This is a genomic window from Streptomyces sp. NPDC003023, assembly GCF_042888225.1.
GTDB lineage: Bacteria > Actinomycetota > Actinomycetes > Streptomycetales > Streptomycetaceae > Streptomyces.
The window spans coordinates 1,526,081-1,547,114 of the sequence record NZ_JBIAPL010000001.1; the positions used below are offsets into that span (position 1 = coordinate 1,526,081).

A 21,034-nucleotide genomic window follows, 5' to 3' on the forward strand; every position below is an offset into this window, starting at 1 on the left:
CCACATGCCCGAGAAAGACGGACTGCCGATCGTCTACGTCCGCGGCTTCGCCGGGGGCACGTCCGGCATCAACAACGTCGTGACGGATCCCTTCTACGGATTCAACGAGGGCTCCACGCACATCCGCATCGGAACGGACAACGAGCCGGAGTTCTACCAGTTCGAAAGCCCCCTGATCCGCCTGCACGTCGACGAGGGATACCAGATCCTCGTCGACGGCAGCCAGGAACTCTATCTGGACTCGCGCGACACCATCCCGTCCAACAGCATCTGGATCCACCGCTTCTACGACGTGTCCGCCACCACCTGGGGTGCGGGGTCCACGGAGTTCCGCATGGAGTCCGCCGCCGAGGACCTCCTGAAGCTGATCGACAAGATCAGACGGAAGTCAGGGGCCCCGCAGGTGCATTTGGTGGCCCACTCCATGGGGGGTCTGGTCTGCCGTTGCCTGATCCAGAAGATCCTTCCCGACCTCGGCCGTGATCCCGCCGAGTGCGTCGCCAAACTCTTCACGTACGGCACCCCGCACGGCGGCATCGCCTTCGACTTCGGGTTCGGCCTGCTGGAGAGACTGCGCGACGCCACCGGCATCAACGGCGCGCAGATCTTCGGCCGTGAGCGGATGTACGAGTACCTGACGCCCGAGGCCCTCTTCGACCAGGGCGGCCCGCCACCGGACTGGGACCCGCGGGCGATGCCTGACGACCGGCCGTTCGCCTTCCCCCTCAGCCGGGTGTTCTGCCTGATCGGCAGCAATCCGGCCGACTACGACGTGGCGCACGGACTGTCGTCCGCGGTGGTCGGAGCCCGAAGCGACGGACTGGTGCAGATCGACAACGCTTACGTCCCCGGAGCCCATCAGGCGTACGTGTACCGCAGCCACAGCGGTCGCTACGGGCTCGTCAACTCCGAGGAGGGGTACCAGAACCTGCGCCGCTTCCTCTTCGGCGACCACAAGGTCGAGGCCGCGCTCGTCGGGCACCGGCTGTCGCGGCGGGACGGTACGGTCTGGCAGGCCGAGGTCCGACTGTCGGTCCGCGGCCTGCAAGTCGTCATGCACGAGCGGATGAGTGCCCAGTGGTGCCCGATCCAGCTGCCGGACGGCTCGGAGCGCACCGCCGCGGGAGCGCCGGCGGAGGGCGGTGCGGACCTGGACGCAGCCGTCCCCCTGGTGACCACCTTCCTGTGCAGCGGCCTGAGCCGTCCCGGCGGTGACGGCACCATGCGCTACGCGCTCCATCTGCGGATCCTGTCGCTCCGCGAACCCGGCGGACTCCTGCGCTTCAGGGACCACCTGGAGCAGACCGCCGACGTGGACGACATCCTCGTCGTCGACGTCGGAGCGGACGGCGCCGCCTCCGGTCCCACCCTCTCGGCCACCTGGAACTCCGACATCGCCGGTCCCATCAGCGACTACCGGGCGCCCGACGGGCGGACCCTCGGCGACGAGAGCCCCGAGCCGGGTGTGTGGGTCAACCACATAGGACTGCCTGCCACCGCCGCCCCGATCGTCGGCCCGGACGCCCGCATCCGGCTCATGGTGACGCCCTGGGACTGAGGAGAGGATCACGCCGTGACAGTTGCCCTGTCCAACCTTCGGCCCGGCCTGAGGAACGAGGACATCCGCATGGTGCAGGAGGCCCTGATCGCCCGGGGCCACGACATCCCGGACGGCGCCACCGGGTACTTCGGCGAACAGACCAGGGCCGCCTACCGCGCCGAACAACTCGCCCAGGGCTTCGAGGGAACCGCTGCCGACGGCGTACCCGGTTGCGCGTCCCTGACTGCGCTGGGCCGTGACGCTCGCTTCGAAGTCCGGTGTGAGGACGCGTCGCACGCCGCGGGCGGCGGCGGAATCAGCCTCGGCGACGTCACCTACCACGATCCCGACGACGAGGCCGGGGAGGCCGCCATGCGCCGCTACGCGGAGCAGGCGTGCCGGCTGACGGGCATGGACCCCACGTTCGGCGTCCCGGCGCTGACCACCATCACCCGCCGTGAGTCCGTCCACAACCACCGGAAGTTCCGGGTGAACCGGACGGACGTCAACGCGCGCGGCCCGATCGCGCCCGACGGGCACCCCCGCGACTGCTCGCGGGGTGCCACACAGTGCATCCCACCGGTGTTCGCCGAATACCACCAGGCGGGCACGGCCACCACGCCCTACGACGTGGTCGCGGACATGTGCGCGACGATCAACTACGTACGCGACCGCTACCGCGTGAACCGGTCCGGTTCGAACTTCGCCGCCCGCGTCCAGCAGGCGGATCCCGACCGGCCCGCCCGCGGCTACTAAGGAGACCGTCATGGCCGCAATCGCACTCTCCAAAGTCCAGTTCGGCAAGAAGAACGAGGACGTTCGCACAGTGCAGAAAGCCCTGATCGCCCGTGGTCACAAGATCCCGGACGGAGCGACCGGCTTCTTCGGCGAACAGACCAAGGCCGCCTACCAGGCCGAGCAGCGCGCCCAGAAGTTCAAGGGCGCCGCCGCCGACGGCGTACCCGGCTGCAAGTCCCTGACCGCCTTGGGGCGTCACGCCGGCTTCAGCGTCGACTGCAAGGGCGCCGCGCCCGCCGCGGACCGTCCCCGCCCACCGGCCAAGGGTCGCGTCGGATCACCCGTGCCCGGCCACAAGGTCACCAACGCGTTCTTCGTACGGGGCCCCTACGCCTGGAAGCCGGACGGCGTCGGCCGGCACACCGGCCAGGACTTCGCCGCCCCGTCCGGCACCCCGGTCGTCGCCGTACGCAGCGGGACCATCGCGTGGTCCAACCCCGGAGGCGGTGCCTACGGCCAGTGGATCGGACTCAGCGGGGACAACGGCCACGTGTACACCTACTGCCACCTCTCGCAGCGGCAGGTGAAGGCGGGCCAGAAGGTGGCCGCCGGCCAGCAGCTCGGGAAAGTCGGCAGCACGGGCAACTCCACCGGACCGCACCTGCACTTCGAGATGTCGAAGGGCCGCAGATGGAGCTACGGCGACGTCTCCGAGCCCAGGTACTGAGCCTCGCCCCCGTGCCGCTCGACGCGCCGGAAGAGGCCCGGGACAACGACCGCGAAGGAGCGAGCCGATCATGCACGAAACCGTGAGAACCGCCTTTCCGGCGTTCAGCGAGCCACTGGAGGGCCGGCTGAACTTCATGTACCTGGACATCAAGTCCCTGGTCTCCACCGGTGTCGGCAATCTGCTGGACGCCGACGATCCGGAACATTTCGGGACCAGGCCCGTTCCGCTCGCCGACATCTTCACTCTGGACTGGAGCCGGAACGGCGTCCCGGCCGGCCGGGAGGAGATAGAGGAGGAGTACCGCAGGGTGAAGTTCTCCGGCATGGCGCATGCCACCGTCGAGCAGAAGAGGCAATTCGCCGGACTCCACATCTCCGAGGCGGCGATCGACGCCCTGGTGACCCGCAAGCTCGACGCTTTCGAAACCGGGCTGCGCCGACGCCAGGAGTTCGGTCAGTACGACGGCTGGCCCGCGGACGGCCAGCTCGGTCTGCTGAGCATGGCCTGGGCCATGGGCGACGCCTTCCGCGGCTTCCCCGAGTTCGAGAAGGCCGCCGGCCGCGGCGACTGGCTCACCATGGCCCGTGAATGTCGTATGCGGGAGTCGGACAATCCCGGCGTCATTCCGCGCAACGTTCGCAACGCCCTGCTCTTCACCTATGCCGGCTGGCAGGTCTCGCACCCGCCGGGCGACTTCACCCAGCTCGTGTTCGAGCCCACTGTCGGCCTTGCCGACCATCTCCGTTCGAGGCGCGGTCCCCTCCCGCTGAACCTGATGATCGGCCTTCAGGCCGCCTTGGAAGCCATGAACTTCGATCCCAAAGGTCTCGACGGCAGGGTCGGCACCAACACCCGGGCGGCACTGACCGCCTATCAGAGCACCCACGGACTGACACAGACACCGGAGGTCAAGGGCATCGACGACGTCCCGCAGGAAACCATCACCCATCTGGCCACCCGGCTCGACGCCGCCGGGATCGGCCGGTTCCCCTGAGGGCCCGCCGGTTTCCCCGGCAGGCGCTGGACGGAGCAACCGCGGTTGCACCCTCCCGGCCCGGATCTGATCGTGGCCCCATGAACAGACCCAAGGTGGTGGTGCAGCCGCCGGACGGCCGAGGCCTGCGCGAAGTCAGCATGGGCGGCAAGCCGGTGGGCAGCGCCTGGGGACTGCCGGGATTACGCAAGATCCTCACTCACCTCGGGCTGCCGGAAGACCTCGACCTGGACGACAGGGCGTCCGTGGTGTGGCTCGGCGGAGACAGCGGGACGTGGCCCGACCGCACATGGCGGAGGCGCTCCACGATCGCGTTCATGATGGCGGGGCTGCTGGGCTCCATGGTCCTGCTCCTTGTCGTCGGAAGTCCGGACGCGTTCGGAGCGCTGACCTTCGCCGGGCGGGTCACCGGATTCCTGTTCGCTTTCGCGGGGATGGTGCAGGGCGCGGCGGCGCTCGCGGTGCTCGACTACTGGGGCAGGCGCCACCTGAAACTCTCCGGAGCGGTGATCCTGATCGGGGTGCTCATCGCCCTGGCCACCAACGGGCTGCTTCTGTTCCTGTGGCTCCAGGAGCGGGAGTACACACCGTTTGTTCTGACCTTCATCCCGCTCTGGTGCTGGTCCCTCTGGGCTCTGCAGGTGCTCATCAGGGAGAAGGCGTGGAAAGGGATTCCCCACCCCAGGCAATTCGCGGCCGGGGTGTTGGCGACGACGCTGCTGGCCACCTTCAACCTGGTCTACTCCGCGCTCTACCAACCGACATCTGCCCCCATCCTGTTCGACCTCCAGGTGAAGTTCGGGACGCCGCACATGGATTCCGAACGCCCCGTCATCCATCTCCCGGTGACATTTCAGGCGCGAAACGCCGGAAAGATCCCCGCCTACGTCATCAGTGACGGATACGGGATCTACGGAGATTCCGTCGAATACGCCAGTGACGGCAGCGGACTCCTGGAGTGGAAGAAGGTGATCGACCAGACGGCGGACGGGTCCAAAGTAGGGCGCTATGTGAAGTCGCCCACGCGGGAGACCTTGGGCGCCGCACGGTTCTACGGGCCGGGAAACTGGCTGGAGCCGGGCGAGCAGCACACCAGGGAAGAGGTGATCCAGGTACCCAGGGAGGCCGAGTACAGCGTGATCGAGGCCGACCTGACGATGCTGCTCATGAGGAAGGACCGGGGTCGGATCGACGAGGAATTCACGCGGCCGCACTACTCCTGGCACGCCGACGATCCGCGTTTCTACTGCAGGCCCATCAAATGTGACGCCCACATCATCAATCGAGGCAGGGTCCGCCACAACAACAACATCATCAACGTGACCCGCCAGCCCCGGTACGTGACGTCGTACTACGGATGGACCGACGTCGCCGCCGTACCCAAGGCGCACATTCTGTCGTTCAAACCCCGCGACGTCACGATGCTGGACAAGGAGGCGAGGGGTGAGGACAGAAGGGAGCGGAAGAGATACGGCGTCGCGGAAGCCAGGGCCGCGGCCACTGTCCCCTTCGCGCAGTTGCTGAATTCGACCGGTGGTCGATGACAGTCCCGTAACGCCCCGCCGGCGAATGCGGGGCAGTCATTCGCAGGGGGAGCGCGGTGCCACCGTTCACGTTGCAGGATGGGCCGACCAGGTGAAGAGTGGGAATTGAGGTTTTGTGCCTCGGCGCTCGGACCGGCAGAGCCCGCACCACCGCGAAGCGCAACGGGAACCATCATGGCCGTAATCGCTCGGCGACACATCGCCCGCGTGCTCAGCGCATCCGCCTTGGCCGCCGCGCTCGCCCTGCCCACCGGCTTGGCTCCCGCCGCGGCAGCACCTCAGATCCAGGGCGGGAGCACGACCGACGCACCCGAGCTGACGATGCCAGGCGGTACACCGGTCCCCCCGCCGACACCGGACCCGCCGCCCCCGCCGAACGGCGACACGCCGCCTCCACCGAACGGCGACACACCACCTCCGCCGGACGGGACGCCGACACCGGACGAACCGCCCCCGCCGAGCGGTGACTCGCCGCCGCCCCCGCCCTCGTCTCCGGACGACACGCCGTCGCCCGGAGACGGCACAGGTACCGACGAACCACCAGGGTCCGAAGACCCGGCCCCTCTGGCGTCACAGCTCCTGACGGAACAGCAGAAGGACATCGACGAGGCGGCGGCGAACCTGGCGGCGGCGGCCGGGGAAGCTCCCAGGGAACTCGACCTGGCGGTGCGGCAGCTCACCACGACGCTCGAAGCCGCCCAGGACCCCGAGACGTCACCCCAGGCGCGGGACGAGGTCACCGGGATCGCGGACGAGATGACGTACGCGCTGACGGTGATGAACGATCCGCAGACCTCCGCCGAACTGCGCGAGCAGCTCATCGTCATCGTGCAGCAGGTGGCGTCCGCGCTGGAGGTCAACCGCGAGTCGGCACTGCCGGCCGAGTCGCGGACCACGATCCTCTGGAGCGTCAAGCAGGCCACCTCGACACTGGAGACGATCTGCGACCCGAAGACACCGAGCGAGCTGCGGGAGCCGCTGAGCCTCGCTGTCGAGCGGTTGACCGGCGCGCTGGAGGGGAACCGCGAACCGCAGTCGCCCCCGGCCTTCGCGGCGGACGTGCCGGAGCTGCCCACCGTGGCGCACGACATGGGTGTCTCGCTGCGGATGGCCACTCACCAGCAGACGCCCCCGGAGCAGCGGGTGGCACTCGCGAAGACCACCGCTCAGGTCGGCGCGTCCCTCGCGAGGCTCGGTGACCCCAGCACGGCGGGGGAGGAGCGAAGGAAGACGCGAAAAGCCCTGGGCGCGCAGTCCGGTCGGATGAAGGACGGGCAGAACAAGGCCGGGTCCGCTCACGGCCTTCCGGACGTACCGCTCGGCAAGGCGGCCGAATCCTGTACCAACGCGCTGTTCTCGACCGTTCCCGAGCGTTCTCTCGCCCGCGGTCTGAACGGCCTCCTCCCTCTGCGGTGGAAGATCTCAGGGGTCCAGGACTTCTGGAAGGTACGAGCGGCGGAGAGCACCACCGTGGACGTCTTCGCCCGGCTGCAGAACGGCAAGTACGTCGATGAACCGTTCGACGTGGGGCGCCTGACCACTCACCTCGCGGAACTCGTCCCGGCGGAGACGCTGACCGAAACCGTCGGCGATCAGGCAGGCTTCTGCCTGCGGGCCGCTTCGCACCTGGGGCAGCAGGGGACCGTCGTGGGGAGCTGGCTCGAGATGGCTCAGGAGAAGCAGGGCGACACCTGACCTCGTTCCCGCCTGTGGTGAGGACGGCGACGTCAGCGGGGGCCGGCGGCGCTTCCCCACGGGTTCCGGCTGGCAGGATGGGGGCCATGACCCGGATTCACACTCCCCGCCTCGTCCTCCGGCGCTGGGACGACGACGACCTCGTGCCCATGGCGGACATCAACGCGGACCCGAGGGTCATGCGCTGGGTCGACGACGGCTCGGTGCACGATCTGGAACGCACGGCCGAGGACATCGAGCAGTGGGAGGAGGAGTGGGACGAGGAGGGTTTCGGCCTTTTCGCCGTCGAACTGCTGGCCTCCGGCGAACTGGCCGGCTTCACCGGGCTGTCCGTCCCCTCGTTCCTGCCCGAAGTCATGCCCGCCGTGGCGATCAGCTGGCGGTTCGGCTCACAGTTCTGGGGCCAGGGATACGCCTCCGAAGCCGCCCACGCGACCCTGGAGTTCGCACTCCAGGACCGTGGGCTCGACCGGGTCGTCAGCATCAGCCGCGCGGGCGACGACGCCTCGGAGAACGTCATCCGCAAACTCGGCATGGTGCCCGAGAGCGAGACGGCTCACCCGGAGTACGGCTACCCGCTGATCGTCCACAGCATCGATCTCACCGAATTCCACGGGTGACGCCCCCCGAGACCGCCGGAAGCGGCCTCCGACGCGCATGCCGTCGCGTGCTCGGGTCCCGACCGGCGCGTCCACGGCAACCCCGTCGGCGACCCGCGCCGGTTCTTCCACGAGACCTCCATGGCCGACGCCACGGGTATCACGATCAGCGCCGTCGACCCGCCCTGCACATCGAAGTGGGGCGCGCAGCACTGGCAGAAGCCACTCACCAGCACCACCCGCAGGGCGAGCCGTCACGATGCGGCGAGCATCGCGATCGGCAGACGCGCCCAGGGCTTTCCGGTCCGGCGTCGGACGACACCGCCCCGCACCCACCAGAGCGATGGATGCGGGCATCGGATCGTCCAGGCCGACCGGCGGGCCCCCGGGCGTGAGGAACCCGCCCCCGCATCCCCGGACCACGCACACGATGCGTGCCCCCGGACGCGGCGAGAACGCGGGCAACCCGGACACCCGAAACCGTTCGGGACGCCCGCAGCGACCAGGAACGGGTCCAAGACCCACTCCTGCTCACTGGACAGGAACGGTTCCCGCCGGACGCCCACCGGGAAGGTGGTCCGGGCGGATCGGGACCTCACCGGCCTGGCGGACCGAGTACGGCTCGCCTCCGCCGGCCACACACGGGCGGTCCTCGGCAGGTGGAAACCGGCCACGCTATATCCCGCGTTGATCGTTTGACCATCTCCTTCCTCTTTCATCAAGGCTGGGGGCGCGGAGCCCCCGGACCGACCACCAGTGATCCAGGGGACAGGAGCCGACGCATGCGGCCGCGATGGAGTGACGACGACCGGCCTCGTGACGAGGTCGCGCCACGGGGCAGTGCGGACGGCGACGCCTACGTCCACCCGTCGGCCGGGGGGACGGGGCCCGGACGGGCGCCGGACGGACGGCTGTTGCTGGCCGGCGAGGGCCGACTGCTCCGGGCGCTCACGGCTGCCGCGGAGCGGGCCGGGTGCTCCGACGTCCGGGTCCGCCGGACGGGCGAGGGCGATGACGAGGCGCTCGGCGGCCTCGCGGAGTGGGCGGAGAAGGAGATGCTCACGGCCGCCGACACCGTGCTTCATGTCGCGCGTTCGACAGCCGAGTTGGCGGCCACGGCCGACCGGTGCGCCGACGCCCGCGCATGGTTGGGGCAGGTGCTGGTCCACGGAGACGAACTGTGGACCGGTCCGCTCGGTCCCGCGGACCGCACCGCCGCGGCCTCGGGCTGGCGGCGACTGCGCGGTGCTACTCCGCAGAGCCGGCTGGACGGGCCGGTGGGCGCCGAGCCGGACGGCTTCGGCGGCGCGCCGGTGGGCGGTGCGGCGGACGGCCCCGCCGGCGCCGTGCTCGCCGCCGAGCGGGCGGAATGGATCGCCGACCGGCTCCTGGACGCCTGGCTGGGCCGCGGCGGCGCGGGGGCGCGGGGCGTCGTAGCAGGGGCCGGAAGCGTCGGAGCTTCGGGAACGGGAGAAGCCGGAACCGTGGGAGCGGCTCGGGCCGGAGGTGTCGCCGGCGGCCTCGGGGACGCCGGAGAGCCGTGCCTCGTGCGCACCGATGTGCGGACGTCGTCCAGCAGCCGGCACCCCGTCGTGCCCCTGCCCCGGCCCGATCGATCGGTCACACGGGCGGGTACCGAGACGGGGGCGCGGGTCGCGTTCCTCGGGCGGATCGGGGGTGCGGCCGTCGATCCCGCACGGCTGCTGGAGCGGATCGACGCCGTGGCGGACGCCCGGACCGGGCTCCTGGGGCCGGTCCGGGAGGCCAAGCCGGGGCCGACCGGCCTGTGGGGGTGCGCTGTCGCGGTCCCCGACCCGTTCGGACCGCTGCCGGCCGACGCGCCCGGTGTCACCGTGTGGGGTCACGGGCCGGACGCCCGGAGCGCCCGTCTCGCGGCCATGCTCGAGGCGCTCGCCGCGTACGGGACTTTCGCCGCCGCCCCGCACGCCCGGAGCGGCTGTGAGGTCTGGGGTCTGGACCTCGTCACCGACCGGTTGCGCCGGGTTCCCGCAGCCGAGGCGTACCCGGCCCCGGCCCCGGGCCTGACCCCGGGCACGCCGTACCGGCTGCCGACGGGCGCTGCGGCCGGGGTCACCTGGGCGGCCGCGCTGGAGGCCGCGCTGACCGGGCACTGCGAGGCGCTGGTGACCGCCCGGCTCGCCCAGCCGGGCGCACGAGTCGCCCGGCTCGCGCTCCCGGACCTCGGGGACCCCGCCCTCGTCCGCATGCTGCGCGCCGCGGGTGAACCCGTCGCCCACGATCTGTCCGCGCTGCTCTCCGTGCCGGCCTGCGCGGTCCGGCTCGGGGACGACACCGTCGTGGCCGTCGCGGCAACCTGGAGCGAGGCCCTCGCGGTTGCCGCGGAACGCGCCCTGCTCGCCCGGGAAAAGAGCGTCCCGCCCACCGGCGTCGGCGTCGGCCCCGTCGTCCCGACCGTGCCCTCCGTCACGCCGAACCAGGAGGAGGTCGGCCGGCCGTTCTCGGTGGAGGACGGCGCGTCCGGGCGGGCGGGGCTCGTCGAGGCACTCCGGGCCCGGGGGCGCACCCCCGTCGCGATTCTGCTCGATCATGATCCGCAGGCTGTCCGTCTCCTGCCGTATCTTGTCCATGTGGCGCTGCTGGACGGCTGATGCGCCCTGCTGCGTATGTGCCCGATGCCGGGCAGGAGTTCGCGGGAAACATTCCCGGGGGCAGGTGCCGCTTCCGGGCGGACGTGTAATGATCGTTGCCGGGCGCCTGGCGTCAGGTCACTGTGCGACGGGGGTCGCGTAGCCGCGAGTGCAGAAGGCAGGATCCATGGGGGGGTCGATTCGGTTCAGCGTGCTCGGAGCCGTGTCCGTGCACCGGGGCGAGACACCGATCACCATTGGTTCCCCGCAGCAGCAGGCCCTGCTCGTGGCGCTGCTGCTGCGCTCCGGCCGGGTCGCCTCCACGCACGAACTGATCGCTTCGGTCTGGGGCGAGGAGCCCCCGGGCTCAGCGCTGTCGAGCTTGCGCACCTATGTGTGGCGGCTGCGGCAGCTCCTGGAGGAGGACTCCGCCGAACCCCGGCTGCTGCTCTCCCAACCCGACGGCTACCGCATGGTGGCGCCGCCGCTTTCGGTGGACCTGCACCGTGCCGAGCAGCTCGCCGCCGAAGCCGTCCGGGCCCGGGCCGGGGGCGACGACGAGGCATGCGGGCGGCTGCTGACCGAGGCGCTCGGCCTCTGGCAGGGTGCGCCGTTGGCCGGGGTGCCCGGCCCGTACGCCGAGCAGCAACGGGCTCGCTTCACCGAGCTGCGGCTCGGGCTGGAGGAGGAACGTTTCGCGCACGAGCTGCAGATGGGCCGGCACGGCGCGATCATTCCCGACCTCACTTTGTTCACGCAGGAACACCCGCTCCAGGAACGGCCGTACGGCTTTCTCATGCGCGCCCTGTACGCCTCCGGGCGGCAGGCGGACGCACTGGCGGTCTACGCGCGTGCCCGGCGCGTCCTCGCCGAGGAGCTCGGGGTAGACCCCGGAACCGAACTGACCGCGCTGCACGCACGGGTCCTCGCGGGCGACCCGCTCCTCGACGTCGCGCCCCGCGGCACCGTGCCGGCCGCAGCCACTCCGGAGGCCTCCCACGATCCGCGGAGTCGTGAGGCTCCGCAGCCCTCCCGGGCGCTTCGAGCCGCCGAACCCGACGCCGGCCCGACTCCCGCACCCGCACCCGACCCCGAATCCGTCGCTCCGGTCCTCGTTCGCCCCGCTCAACTCCCCGCCGAGGCATTCGACTTCACCGGCCGCGCCGAACAGGTCGAGGAGCTGAGCCGGGTCCTCACCGACCCGGAGCGGACCTCGCTCCCGGTCGCGTCCATCAGCGGCATGGGCGGCCTCGGCAAGACCACCCTCGCCCTGCGGGTCGCCCACCGGATCAAGCACGAGTTCCCGGACGGGCAGCTCTACGTCGATCTGCGCGGCAGCGGTCTCGAGCCCGCCGACCCGTCGGCCGTCCTCGGCAGCATGCTCGCCGCGATGGGTGTGCCGCCGCACGCGCTCCCGGCCGTGACCGAGGACCGCGCCAGGCTGCTGCGCACCCTGCTCGACGGCCGGCGCATGCTGCTGCTCCTCGACAACGCCCGGGACCCTGCCCAGGTGGGCCCGCTGCTGCCCGGCTCGGGCGGCTGCGCGGTGATCGTCACCAGCCGGACCCGGCTCGTCGGCATCCCCAGCGCGGTCACCGCCGTGGCTCTGGACGTCTTCGCGACCGACGAGGCGATCGAGTTGCTCACCGCGATCGTCGGCGCCGAACGCGTGGCGGCGGCGCCCGCCGCCGCGATCGAACTGGTGAGCGCGTGCGGGCATCTGCCGCTCGCCGTCCGGATCGTGGCCGCCCGCCTCGCCGCCCGGCCGCGCTGGCAGATCGAGACCATGACCCGCCGGCTCGCCGACGAGCGCCGCCGCATCGGCGAACTGCGCGCCGGCGACCTGGCCGTCGCGGCCACCTTCGAACTCGGCTACCGCCAGCTCCCGCAGGAACAGGCGTGCGCCTTCCAGCTGCTCGCCCCGGTGGCCCGGCCGAGCATCGGACTGGAGGTGGCCGCCGCGGCCCTCGGTCTCGACCCGTACGACACCGAGGAGATCCTCGAGTCCCTGGTCGACGCGGCCATGCTGGAGGCCCCGCAGCCCGGCCGGTACCGCTACCACGACCTCGTCTGGGCCTTCGCGCTCCAACTCGGTGTGCCGCCGGGCGACGGCGGCGCCGAGGCCGGCATCCCCGTGCTGCCGCCGCTCCTCGACCATCTCCTGGCGGCCGGGCGCGCCGCCTTCCAGTGCATGGTGCCCGGCGACCCGGACGGGATCTTCCTCACTCCCGGCTCGTCGCCCGTGCCGCACTTCGCCGGGCTCGCGGAGGCCCGCGGCTGGGTGACCGCCGAGTTCGAATGCCTCACCAACGCGGTGATGCTGGCAGCCCGCAGCCCCGCCGGGGCGGCCCCGCGGACCCTGCGCGTCGCCGCCGACCTGCTCATCGCCCTCACGCCGTTCGGCAAGGACATCCCGTACGGGCAGCTTGCCGCCGCCGCGCAGGCGCTGGCCGAGACCGCCGCGCAGCGCGGCGACGACCATGTCGCCGGGCGGGCCCGCTTCGTCTGCGGGAACGCCGCCCTGCAGAGCGGCCGGCTCGCCGAGGCCGAGCTGTTCACCCGGCTCGCGGCGGAGGCCTGCGAGCGGGTCGGCGACCGGGTGATCCTCCGTCAGACGCTCAACGACCGGGGCCTGATCGCGCAGTTCCAGCACCGCTACGAGGACGCGGTCCACTGCTACGACCAGGCGATCGAGCTGGCGGAGAAGCTCGGGCACCGCTCGGGCGAGCTGGTGACGCGGCTCAACGCGGCGCAGGCCCGGCTGCGCGGAGGCCGCGCAGAGGAGGCACTCGTCGCGTGCGCCGAGGCGCTGGCCGCGCTGCGGGAGGTCGAGGACCATCACGGCGCCGCGTACGCGCTCTGTGTGCAGGGCATGGCCCTGCACGAACTGGGGCGGTACGAAGAGGCGATCGCGAGCCACACCCAGTGCCTGGACCTCTGCGCGGCCTGGCAGATCCGCGGACAGGAGTCGCAGGCCCGTTTCCGGCTGGCCGAGACCCTGCGGATCACGGGCCGCCGGGAGGAAGCCGTCCGAGAAGCGAGCCACGCGCTGGTGCTGTGCGAGCAGCGCCGCGCGGAGCGCGACCAGGGGCTCGCCCTCCTGGTGCTCGGCCGTACCCTCGCCGACCTCGGCGACACCGGGGCCGCGGTGGCCAGGGCCCGGCAGGCGCACACGCTGCTGACCCGGCTCGGGCTGCCCGACGCCGACCACGCGGCAGCCCTCCTCACGGCTCTCGGCGAACCGCTGTGAAGCTGCCCCCACTCATCCGGAAGGAGCGATATATCCGCAGGTCAGAGTGCATATTCAGGATCTATCCAGCGTAGATCGGCAGTTGGCAGAGTCTCACCCGGCAGCACGAACGACGAGCGAACGGAAGACCGAGCACATGCGAGCGATCACGTTCACCTCCCACACCTCCCACACCTCCCACGCCCTGCGCACCGCTTGCGTCGCGGTCACCGCGCTGTTCGGCCTCGCGATCCTGGCCGTCGCAGAGCAGCAGGTGACGTCCGCGCCGAGCACCGTCGTGGCCGACGGCCCGATCATCACCGACCCCCAGGAGGAGTGGAACAGCCGCGGCTGACCACGCCGGCGCGGTCCGTCGGGGACGACGGGGACGGACGGCGAAACGAACGACCATTCATGGGGGAGTCATGACGGGTGGTAGTCCGGCGACGGCGTTGGCGGAACGAGACGTCGCCACCCTGGTCCGCGCCGCGCGGACCCGCAACGGGGTCAGTCAGCGGGACCTCGCCGAGAAATCCGGGATCGGGCTGCGCACGCTCCGTGAGATCGAGCGGGGCAGGGTCCGCGCCCCGAGATCCGGATCGCTGCGCAGAATCGCCGAAGCCCTGCACGAACCCGCGCTGCTCGCCCGGGTCGGCGCCACGGCCGGTGCCGAACGGGACGTCCCAGAGGACGCCCCGCTGGTCCTGAAGATCCTCGGCCGGCTCTCCGCCACGCGCGGCGCCGCCGAACTGCTCACCGGAACGCCGAAGCAGCGGACCCTGCTCGGACTGCTCGCTCTCCGGGCCCATCAGGTGGTCGAGCGCGACGAGATCATCGAAGTGCTCTGGGACGGCGAACTTCCGGACACCTTCGGCCAATTGATCCACACCTACATTTCGCGCATCCGGCTGATGCTGGAGGAGCACTCCCTCCCCGGCACGGGCCGGACCTCGGTCCTGCGGCACGGCGGAGGCTACGAACTCCGGGTCGAGGGGGACAGCCGGCTCGACGTCCTGGAGTTCGGCCGGCTGACGCACGAGGCCGAGCGGGCCCGCGCCGCGAACGACCCGGTCCACGAACAGGTCCTGCTCGCCGAGGCGCTGCGGCTCTGGCGCGGACCGCTTCTGGAAGGCGCCCCGCCACGACTGGCCCGCCATGCCGCCGCAGTCGAGCACGCCCGCCTGCGCGTCGCCTCCGCGCTGCGCCTCGCCGACCTCGCCCTCGCCCGCGGACAGTACGAGGAGGTGCTCGCCCAGCTCGGGCCGATCGCCCGGCACGAGGTGCTGCACGAGGGCCTGCACGCCCGGCTGCTCGCCGCGCTCGCCGGTTCCGGCCGCCGGGCGGAGGCGCTGGAGCTGTTCGCCACGGTCGACCGCAGGCTCCGCGTCGAGAGCGGCATCGATCCCGGCGCCGAACTCCGCGAGGCCCAGATGGCCGTGCTGGGGGAGGACGCCCGGATTGCGACGGCGAGGACCGCGCGGCCCGCCGACCGGGCCGATATACCGCGCTCCGTCCAGCTTCCGCAGGGCGTCGGGGACTTCGTGGGCCGGGCCGAGCACTTCCAGATCCAGCAGTACCTCAACGGGCAGGGGCCGCTGGCCGCGTTCGGCGCGGCCCCGGTCGCCGCGCTCCATGGACCCGTCGGCGTCGGCAAGTCCGCCCTGACCGTCCAGATCGCCGCGGCCGTCGCCCGCCACTTCCCCGGCGGCGTCCTGCACGCCCGGCTGCGCACCGGCACGCCCGACGAGGTCCGCAACGTGCTGCGCGGCTTCGCCCGGGCACTGGGCGTGCCGACGGCCGAGCTGCCCGACGGGCTGCCCGAACTCGCGGCGCTCTACCAGGAGTCCGTCGCCGGACGCCGGGTCCTGGTGGTCGTCGACGACGCGCCCGGGGAACGCGCCGTCCGCCCGTTGCTGCCGTCCGGCCCCGGCGGCGCCGCACTGCTGGCAGGCCGGATCCCGCTGTCCGGCCTGGAGGGCGCCCAGCACTTCCGTGTCGAGCGCTTCACGGCCGACCAGTCCGTCGCCCTGCTCGCCCGGATCGCCGGTGAGCGGCGGGTGCTGGCCGAACGGGCGGCGGCCGAGACCGTTGCCGAGCTGTGCGACGGGATCCCGCTGGCCGTGCGGATCGCGGGCATGCGGCTCGCCGCCCGCCCGCACTGGACCCTCGCGCGGCTGGCGGACCGGCTGGCCGACGAGGAGCGGCGGCTGTCGGAACTGGTCGCCGGCGACCTGTCCGTACGGGAACGGCTGACCTCCGCGTACGAGGGCCTGGACCCCGTGCTCAGCGACGCCGTGCGCGCCCTCGCCCGGTCCGCGGACCGGGCGTTCACCCCCGCCGGTGCGGCAGCCGTGCTGCGCTGCGGCGGACGCCAGGCGGAGGACGTCCTGGAACGGCTGGTCGATCACCAGCTGCTCGAACCCCCGGCGGGCGCCGGTGACGAGTACGCGTTCCCGTCCCTGGTACGCCTCCGGGCCTGGGAGTGATGAACGGCGTGAGGGGACGGTCGTCGATGCCCACCGCCCCCGTCCCCTCACGCGTCCCTCACGGCGGCGGGGCGCTCACGCGTCGCGGGTGCGGAGCGTCAGCCAGCCGCCGACCGCCGCCGCGGCCGCCCAGACCGCCATGACCAGCACTCCGGTCATGGGGCTGTAGGGCGCGGCGGCGGCCGGGTCGAGCCGCAGCCCGTACTGGCCGGCCCGGTCCGGCAGATACCAGGACAGCTCCTTCAGGCCGGGGATCTCGGCCAGCACGGGAGAGACCAGGAACAGCACCGGGACCAGGACGCCCATGGAGAGCATCAGACTGCGCAGCATCGCCGTGAACCCCATGCACATGACCGCGAGCAGCGGGAAGTACAGGGCGCCCACGACGATCGCCCGCACCGTCCCCTCCTCACCGAACGCCATGCCGTGCTCGCCGAGCAGACGCTGTGAGAGGAAGAACGTGCCCAGCGAGGCGACCACGCCGGCCACCAGGGCCAGCACCGCCCCGACAGTCAGTTTGGCGCTGTACATCAGGCCGCGCCGGGGCACCGCCGCCAGCGAGACCCGGATCGCGCCGTGCTGGTACTCGTTGCCGACCACCAGGACGGCGAAGGCGATCACGACGACATGGGCGAAGAGGATGCCGTAGTAACCGAGTTGCACCGGGTCGAAGCCGGGGCCGTCCGCCTCCTCCGGGCCGACCGATCCCGACACGCCGGCACCGATGCCGACGAGCAGTGCCGCGGACAGCGGCAGCGACCACAGGACCGGACGCACCGAGCGGATCTTCGTCCACTCCGAGCGGAGCACCGCGTTGACAGACATCGTCAGACCACCTCTCCGAGGGGTCGCCCCCCGTACTCCACCGAATCGGCGGTCATGCGCATGAATGCCTCCTCCAGCGAGTCCTCGACCTGGACCAGTTCCAGGACGCAGGCCCGCTCGTGAGCCGCGATCCGGCCGACGTCGGCGGCCTCCGCCCCGTACACCTCCAGCGCGCCGCCCTCGCTCGGCACCACCCGCAGCCCCTTGCGCACCAGGGCCTCGCGCAGCCGCTCCGGCTCGTCGGCCCGCACCCGCGCCCGGGAGCGGCCGTGCTCCGCGGCGAACTCGGCCATGGACACGTCCGCCAGCAGCCGGCCCCTGCCGATCACGACCAGCCGGTCCGCCAGCAGCGCCGTCTCCGTCATCAGGTGACTGGAGATCAGCACCGCCCGGCCCCGTGCCGCCAGCCCCTTGAGGAAGTTCCGCAGCCAGCGGATGCCCTCCGGGTCCAGGCCGTTGACCGGCTCGTCGAGGACCAGTACCTCCGGGTCGCCGAGCAGAGCCGCGGCGATGCCCAGGCGTTGACGCATGCCCAGCGAGAACCCGCCGACCCGCCGACGGGCCGCGGACTCCAGGCCGACCTGCTCCAGCACCTCGTCGACGCGCGCCCGCGGCATGCGACCGGCGTGGGCGATGCAGAGCAGATGGTCGCGTGCGGTACGCCCCGGATGCGCGGCGCCGGCGTCCAGCAGCGCGCCCACATGGCGCAGCGGCTCGACCAGCCGGCCGTACGGCCGCCCCGTGACCAGCACCTCGCCCGCCGTGGGCCGGTCCAGCCCCAGGATCATCCGCAGGGTGGTCGACTTCCCCGCGCCGTTCGGGCCGAGGAAACCGGTGACCGAACCGGCCCGCACCTGGAAGGTGAGGTCTTTCACCACCGTCCTGTCTCCGTAGGCCTTCACCAGGCCCCGTACTTCGACGGCCGGTGCGTCGCCCGCACCGTGCGCCGTTCCGTTGTCCCTGTTCATGTCCTCAAGCCAACCGTCCGGCGGCCCCGGACGGATCCCCCGGCGGCGGGAGTCACCTCCCCCCGGGGAGGGAGCTGATCCCCCATGAGACGTCACCTGTCGACGCTCCACGACGCCCTGCGCCAGGGCCGTACCTATGCCCGCGGGCTCCATCTCCTGCTCGGCGGGGCCGTGGGACCGGTCTGCGTGCTGGTGTGGCCCGGCATCACCGAGAACCTGGGCCGTACCCTCGCGGCCTGCGCCCTCGTTCCGGTGGTCCCGCTGCTGCTGCTCGGCCTGGTGCCGGGGACGCGGCGCGCGGAGGGCATCCAGGCGCGGCTGCTGCTCGTGCCGGACGACGAGAACGACATCGGCCGTGCCCCCGCCCGGAGTCTCTCCGACCGCCGGCGCACCAGCGTCTGGCTGGTGCTGCGCTGCTGGTGGGGACTGCTCGTCGCGAGTGTCGTCGCCCAACTGCTGTCCGTCACCGGAACGCTGGCGTCCGCGCCCGCCGTCGAGGGCGCCCGGACGATCCTCGGCGTCACCATCCCCGGCGGCCACCGCCACATCTGGTACCTGGGCCTGGTGCCGCCGCTGCTGCTCGCCGCGTTCGCGCTGGTCGTCTGGGCCGGGCACGTACAACTCGCCCTCGCGCGCCGGCTGCTGGGCCCCTCGACGGCCGAACGGCTCGCGGAGGCCGAGCGCCGGGCGGACGAACTGCTGGCCCGCAACCGGCTCGCGGGCGAACTCCACGACTCCATCGGCCACGCCCTCACGGTCACCGTGCTCCAGGCGAGCGCGGCCCGTGAACTCATCGACGCCGACAGGGACTTCGCGATCCGGGCGCTGACCGCCATCGAGGACTGCGGCCGCCGCGCCATGGACGACCTGGAGCGCACCCTCGGCTGCCTGAAGGAGGACGAGCTGGCGGCGCGCACCGTCCGGCCCACGCTGGCCGACGTCGGGCAGCTCCTGGAGGCCAGCCGTGCGGCGGGCGTCACCGTGCGCTCGCGCACCGCCGCCGACATCGACGCCGTCCCGGGCGTGGTCTCCCGCGAGGCGTACCGCATCCTTCAGGAGGCGCTCACCAACGCCATGAAGCACGCGCCCGGTTCACCCGTGGACGTCGACCTGGACGTGAGCGGCGAACAGGTGCGGCTCACCGTCGCGAACCGGCTGGTGGAGGAGGCCCCGCGGGTTCCCGGCACCGGCAAGGGGCTGCCCGGTCTGCGGGAGCGCGCCGCGCTGCTGGGCGGTCGGGCCACGGCCGGAGCCGCATCGGGGCGCTGGACCGTCAGCGCTCGCCTCCCCCTACGGTTGGGATCGTGATCATGGACATCTCCGTACTCCTCGTCGACGACGAGGAGCTCGTCCGGACCGGCATGTCGGCCATCCTCGGCAACGCCCCCGGCATCACCGTGGCCGGCGAGGCCTCCGACGGCTGCGAGGTGGTGCCGCTCGTCCGGAGGATGCGCCCGGACGTCGTCGTCATGGACGTACGGATGCCCACCGTCGACGGCATCACCGCGACCCGCGATCTCATGGCCGCGGTCGCCGACCCGCCGAGGGTCCTGGTGATCACCACGTTCGAGCGGGACGACTACGTCTACGAGGCCCTCAGAGAGGGGGCGTCGGGGTTCCTGCTCAAGCGGTCCCGGCCCGCCGAGATCGTCCGGGCCGTCCGTACCGTGGCGACAGGAGACTCGGTGCTCTTCCCCGCCGCGATCCGCTCGCTGGCGCAGGGGCGTCAGGCCCGTGAGCCGGGCGACGCGCTGGCGCGTGCCCAGCTCACGGAGCGGGAGGCGGACGTGCTGCGGCTGATGGCGCAGGGGATGTCCAACGCGGAGATCGCCGAGCGGCTGTTCCTGGGGGTGCAGACGGTCAAGACCCATGTCAGCGGCACCCTGGCGAAGCTGGGGGCACGCGACCGGACGCAGGCGGTGGTCCTGGCGTACGAGTCGGGGTTCGTCGGCGCCGGCTGAGAAGGCCACGGGCTCCCGGGGCCGGCGGTGTCCGTCAGCCGACGAGGTCCTTCAGGCGGGAGACCACCGCCGCCTCCGACTCGCCCTCCTGCGGCACCGGCACGACCTGGAGATGGGTGACTCCGGCCTCGCGGTAGGCGTCCAGACGATCCCTCACATAGCTCTTCGTGCCGCAGATCGTGGTGGCCTCGAGCAGCGCGGCGGGTACGGCGGCCGCGGCCCCGGCCTTGTCACCGGCCCGGAACAGCCGCTGGATCGTCTCCGCCTCACGGGCGTAGCCGTACCGGCTGACCAGGTCGTAGTAGTAGTTGTGGCCGGGCGCGCCCATGCCCCCGACGAACAGCGCGAGCTGGCCTCGGGCCCGCTCCCGGGCCCGCTCGGCGTCCGGGCCGATCGCGAGCAGACCGCCCGCGGAGATCCGGAGCGGGCCCAGCTCAGGTCCGCGGGCCCCGGCGCCCTCCTTGAGCGCCGGCCCCCACACCCGGTCGCACCACTCGGGGACGAAGAACATCGGCAGCCAGCCGTCAGCGGACTCCGCGACCATCCGGACGTTCTTCGGGCCCAGCGCGGCCACCCACACCGGGACGGAAGGACGGACCGGCGGCGTCAGCAGCCGCATCGGCCTGCCGAGGCCGGTGCCCTGACCCTCTGGCAGCGGCAGCGTGACGGTGCGCCCCTGGTGGCGCACCGGCTCGTCCCGCCGCCAGAAGGCGCGCATGACCTCGATGGTCTCGCGGGTCCGGGCCACCGGCGCGGCGTACGGCACCCCGTGCAGACCCTCGACGACCTGCGGGCCGGAGGAGCCGAGACCGAGGTGGCAGCGCCCGCCGGACAGGGCGTCGACGCCGGCCGCGGTCATGGCCAGCAGGGCGGGCGTCCGGCTGAACACGGAGAGGATGCCGGACCCGATCTCGATCCGCTCGGTGCGGGCGGCGAGGAAGCCCATGAAGCTGGGCGCGTCGTAGCCGTACGCCTCCGGCACCCAGACCAGGTCCAGGCCGGCCCGTTCCAGCTCGGTGACCTGGCCGGCCGCGGCGACGATGTCGTTGTCGTACCTCAGCTGCATGGAGATCTTCATGGCGGTGCTCCCGGGGGTCGGCGGGGTGACGTGACGTC

Annotated in this window: 16 protein-coding genes and 1 pseudogene; 14 read left to right on the top strand and 3 right to left on the bottom strand. The window is 72.0% G+C overall.

What is annotated here, in order from left to right; translation table 11 throughout:
* Positions 1 to 4 precede the first annotated feature (4 nt).
* The 12 genes and pseudogenes from ACFYV1_RS06485 (at position 5) to ACFYV1_RS06540 (ending at position 16,164) form a co-directional block, all read left to right on the top strand.
* On the top strand, positions 5 to 1,558 hold the full coding sequence (locus tag ACFYV1_RS06485; protein WP_389394214.1) for an esterase/lipase family protein: 1,554 nt from the start codon (positions 5 to 7) through the stop codon (positions 1,556 to 1,558).
* A 15-nt stretch (positions 1,559 to 1,573) separates the two neighbouring features.
* A complete protein-coding gene (locus ACFYV1_RS06490; RefSeq protein WP_389394215.1) occupies positions 1,574 to 2,296 on the top strand; it encodes a peptidoglycan-binding protein in 723 nt (240 codons plus the stop codon).
* Between the two features lie 10 nt (positions 2,297 to 2,306).
* Entirely contained in the window at positions 2,307 to 3,005 is a 699-nt protein-coding gene (locus ACFYV1_RS06495; RefSeq protein WP_389394216.1) for a peptidoglycan DD-metalloendopeptidase family protein, read from the top strand.
* Between the two features lie 70 nt (positions 3,006 to 3,075).
* Positions 3,076 to 4,002 carry a peptidoglycan-binding protein gene (locus ACFYV1_RS06500; RefSeq protein ID WP_389394217.1) on the top strand — a complete coding sequence of 309 codons (927 nt, stop codon included), beginning with the start codon at positions 3,076 to 3,078 and terminating at the stop codon, positions 4,000 to 4,002.
* Positions 4,003 to 4,082: 80 nt separating this feature from the next.
* Positions 4,083 to 5,546 (top strand): hypothetical protein, encoded by a 1,464-nt coding sequence (locus ACFYV1_RS06505; protein WP_389394218.1) that lies wholly within the window; start codon positions 4,083 to 4,085, stop codon positions 5,544 to 5,546.
* Positions 5,547 to 5,720: 174 nt separating this feature from the next.
* The gene (locus tag ACFYV1_RS06510; RefSeq protein WP_389394219.1) at positions 5,721 to 7,241 is read left to right on the top strand and encodes a hypothetical protein; all 1,521 of its coding nucleotides are present in this window, start codon (positions 5,721 to 5,723) and stop codon (positions 7,239 to 7,241) included.
* A gap of 86 nt (positions 7,242 to 7,327) precedes the next feature.
* Complete coding sequence (locus ACFYV1_RS06515; RefSeq protein ID WP_389394220.1) at positions 7,328 to 7,861, top strand: GNAT family N-acetyltransferase; 534 nt, start codon at positions 7,328 to 7,330, stop codon at positions 7,859 to 7,861.
* 69 nt (positions 7,862 to 7,930) lie between these two features.
* A pseudogene (locus ACFYV1_RS06520) lies at positions 7,931 to 8,376 on the top strand (IS200/IS605 family accessory protein TnpB-related protein); the annotation flags it as partial.
* 246 nt (positions 8,377 to 8,622) lie between these two features.
* On the top strand, positions 8,623 to 10,470 hold the full coding sequence (locus ACFYV1_RS06525) for a hypothetical protein (protein ID WP_389394221.1): 1,848 nt from the start codon (positions 8,623 to 8,625) through the stop codon (positions 10,468 to 10,470).
* Between the two features lie 166 nt (positions 10,471 to 10,636).
* A complete protein-coding gene (locus ACFYV1_RS06530) occupies positions 10,637 to 13,699 on the top strand; it encodes a BTAD domain-containing putative transcriptional regulator (RefSeq protein ID WP_389394222.1) in 3,063 nt (1,020 codons plus the stop codon).
* Between the two features lie 136 nt (positions 13,700 to 13,835).
* The gene (locus ACFYV1_RS06535; protein WP_389394223.1) at positions 13,836 to 14,033 is read left to right on the top strand and encodes a hypothetical protein; all 198 of its coding nucleotides are present in this window, start codon (positions 13,836 to 13,838) and stop codon (positions 14,031 to 14,033) included.
* 70 nt (positions 14,034 to 14,103) lie between these two features.
* Complete coding sequence (locus ACFYV1_RS06540) at positions 14,104 to 16,164, top strand: BTAD domain-containing putative transcriptional regulator (protein ID WP_389394224.1); 2,061 nt, start codon at positions 14,104 to 14,106, stop codon at positions 16,162 to 16,164.
* A gap of 75 nt (positions 16,165 to 16,239) precedes the next feature.
* Here ACFYV1_RS06540 and ACFYV1_RS06545 read toward each other — a convergent pair whose 3' ends face one another.
* Positions 16,240 to 16,989, bottom strand: coding sequence for an ABC transporter permease (locus tag ACFYV1_RS06545; protein WP_389394225.1), 750 nt, complete (start codon positions 16,987 to 16,989; stop codon positions 16,240 to 16,242).
* 2 nt (positions 16,990 to 16,991) lie between these two features.
* On the bottom strand, positions 16,992 to 17,957 hold the full coding sequence (locus tag ACFYV1_RS06550; protein ID WP_389394226.1) for an ABC transporter ATP-binding protein: 966 nt from the start codon (positions 17,955 to 17,957) through the stop codon (positions 16,992 to 16,994).
* Positions 17,958 to 18,041: 84 nt separating this feature from the next.
* Between ACFYV1_RS06550 and ACFYV1_RS06555 the strand changes: the two genes are divergently transcribed.
* Positions 18,042 to 19,265 (top strand): sensor histidine kinase, encoded by a 1,224-nt coding sequence (locus tag ACFYV1_RS06555; RefSeq protein WP_389394227.1) that lies wholly within the window; start codon positions 18,042 to 18,044, stop codon positions 19,263 to 19,265.
* 2 nt (positions 19,266 to 19,267) lie between these two features.
* Positions 19,268 to 19,918, top strand: coding sequence for a response regulator (locus ACFYV1_RS06560; protein WP_389394591.1), 651 nt, complete (start codon positions 19,268 to 19,270; stop codon positions 19,916 to 19,918).
* A 34-nt stretch (positions 19,919 to 19,952) separates the two neighbouring features.
* Here the strand turns inward: ACFYV1_RS06560 and ACFYV1_RS06565 are convergent, their stop codons facing one another.
* Positions 19,953 to 20,996, bottom strand: coding sequence for an LLM class F420-dependent oxidoreductase (locus tag ACFYV1_RS06565; protein ID WP_389394228.1), 1,044 nt, complete (start codon positions 20,994 to 20,996; stop codon positions 19,953 to 19,955).
* Positions 20,997 to 21,034: the final 38 nt, after the last annotated feature.

What these genes read in the sequence shown, in the direction of transcription:
- ACFYV1_RS06485 (WP_389394214.1), top strand. Translation starts at nt 5, where the DNA reads ATGCCCGAGAAAGACGGACTGCCGATCGTCTACGTCCGCGGCTTCGCC.
- ACFYV1_RS06495 (WP_389394216.1), top strand. Translation starts at nt 2,307, where the DNA reads ATGGCCGCAATCGCACTCTCCAAAGTCCAGTTCGGCAAGAAGAACGAG.
- ACFYV1_RS06500 (WP_389394217.1), top strand. Translation starts at nt 3,076, where the DNA reads ATGCACGAAACCGTGAGAACCGCCTTTCCGGCGTTCAGCGAGCCACTG.
- ACFYV1_RS06505 (WP_389394218.1), top strand. Translation starts at nt 4,083, where the DNA reads ATGAACAGACCCAAGGTGGTGGTGCAGCCGCCGGACGGCCGAGGCCTG.
- ACFYV1_RS06510 (WP_389394219.1), top strand. Translation starts at nt 5,721, where the DNA reads ATGGCCGTAATCGCTCGGCGACACATCGCCCGCGTGCTCAGCGCATCC.
- ACFYV1_RS06515 (WP_389394220.1), top strand. Translation starts at nt 7,328, where the DNA reads ATGACCCGGATTCACACTCCCCGCCTCGTCCTCCGGCGCTGGGACGAC.
- ACFYV1_RS06525 (WP_389394221.1), top strand. Translation starts at nt 8,623, where the DNA reads ATGCGGCCGCGATGGAGTGACGACGACCGGCCTCGTGACGAGGTCGCG.
- ACFYV1_RS06530 (WP_389394222.1), top strand. Translation starts at nt 10,637, where the DNA reads ATGGGGGGGTCGATTCGGTTCAGCGTGCTCGGAGCCGTGTCCGTGCAC.
- ACFYV1_RS06535 (WP_389394223.1), top strand. Translation starts at nt 13,836, where the DNA reads ATGCGAGCGATCACGTTCACCTCCCACACCTCCCACACCTCCCACGCC.
- ACFYV1_RS06540 (WP_389394224.1), top strand. Translation starts at nt 14,104, where the DNA reads ATGACGGGTGGTAGTCCGGCGACGGCGTTGGCGGAACGAGACGTCGCC.
- ACFYV1_RS06545 (WP_389394225.1), bottom strand. Translation starts at nt 16,989, where the DNA reads ATGTCTGTCAACGCGGTGCTCCGCTCGGAGTGGACGAAGATCCGCTCG.
- ACFYV1_RS06550 (WP_389394226.1), bottom strand. Translation starts at nt 17,957, where the DNA reads ATGAACAGGGACAACGGAACGGCGCACGGTGCGGGCGACGCACCGGCC.
- ACFYV1_RS06555 (WP_389394227.1), top strand. Translation starts at nt 18,042, where the DNA reads ATGAGACGTCACCTGTCGACGCTCCACGACGCCCTGCGCCAGGGCCGT.
- ACFYV1_RS06560 (WP_389394591.1), top strand. Translation starts at nt 19,268, where the DNA reads ATGGACATCTCCGTACTCCTCGTCGACGACGAGGAGCTCGTCCGGACC.
- ACFYV1_RS06565 (WP_389394228.1), bottom strand. Translation starts at nt 20,996, where the DNA reads ATGAAGATCTCCATGCAGCTGAGGTACGACAACGACATCGTCGCCGCG.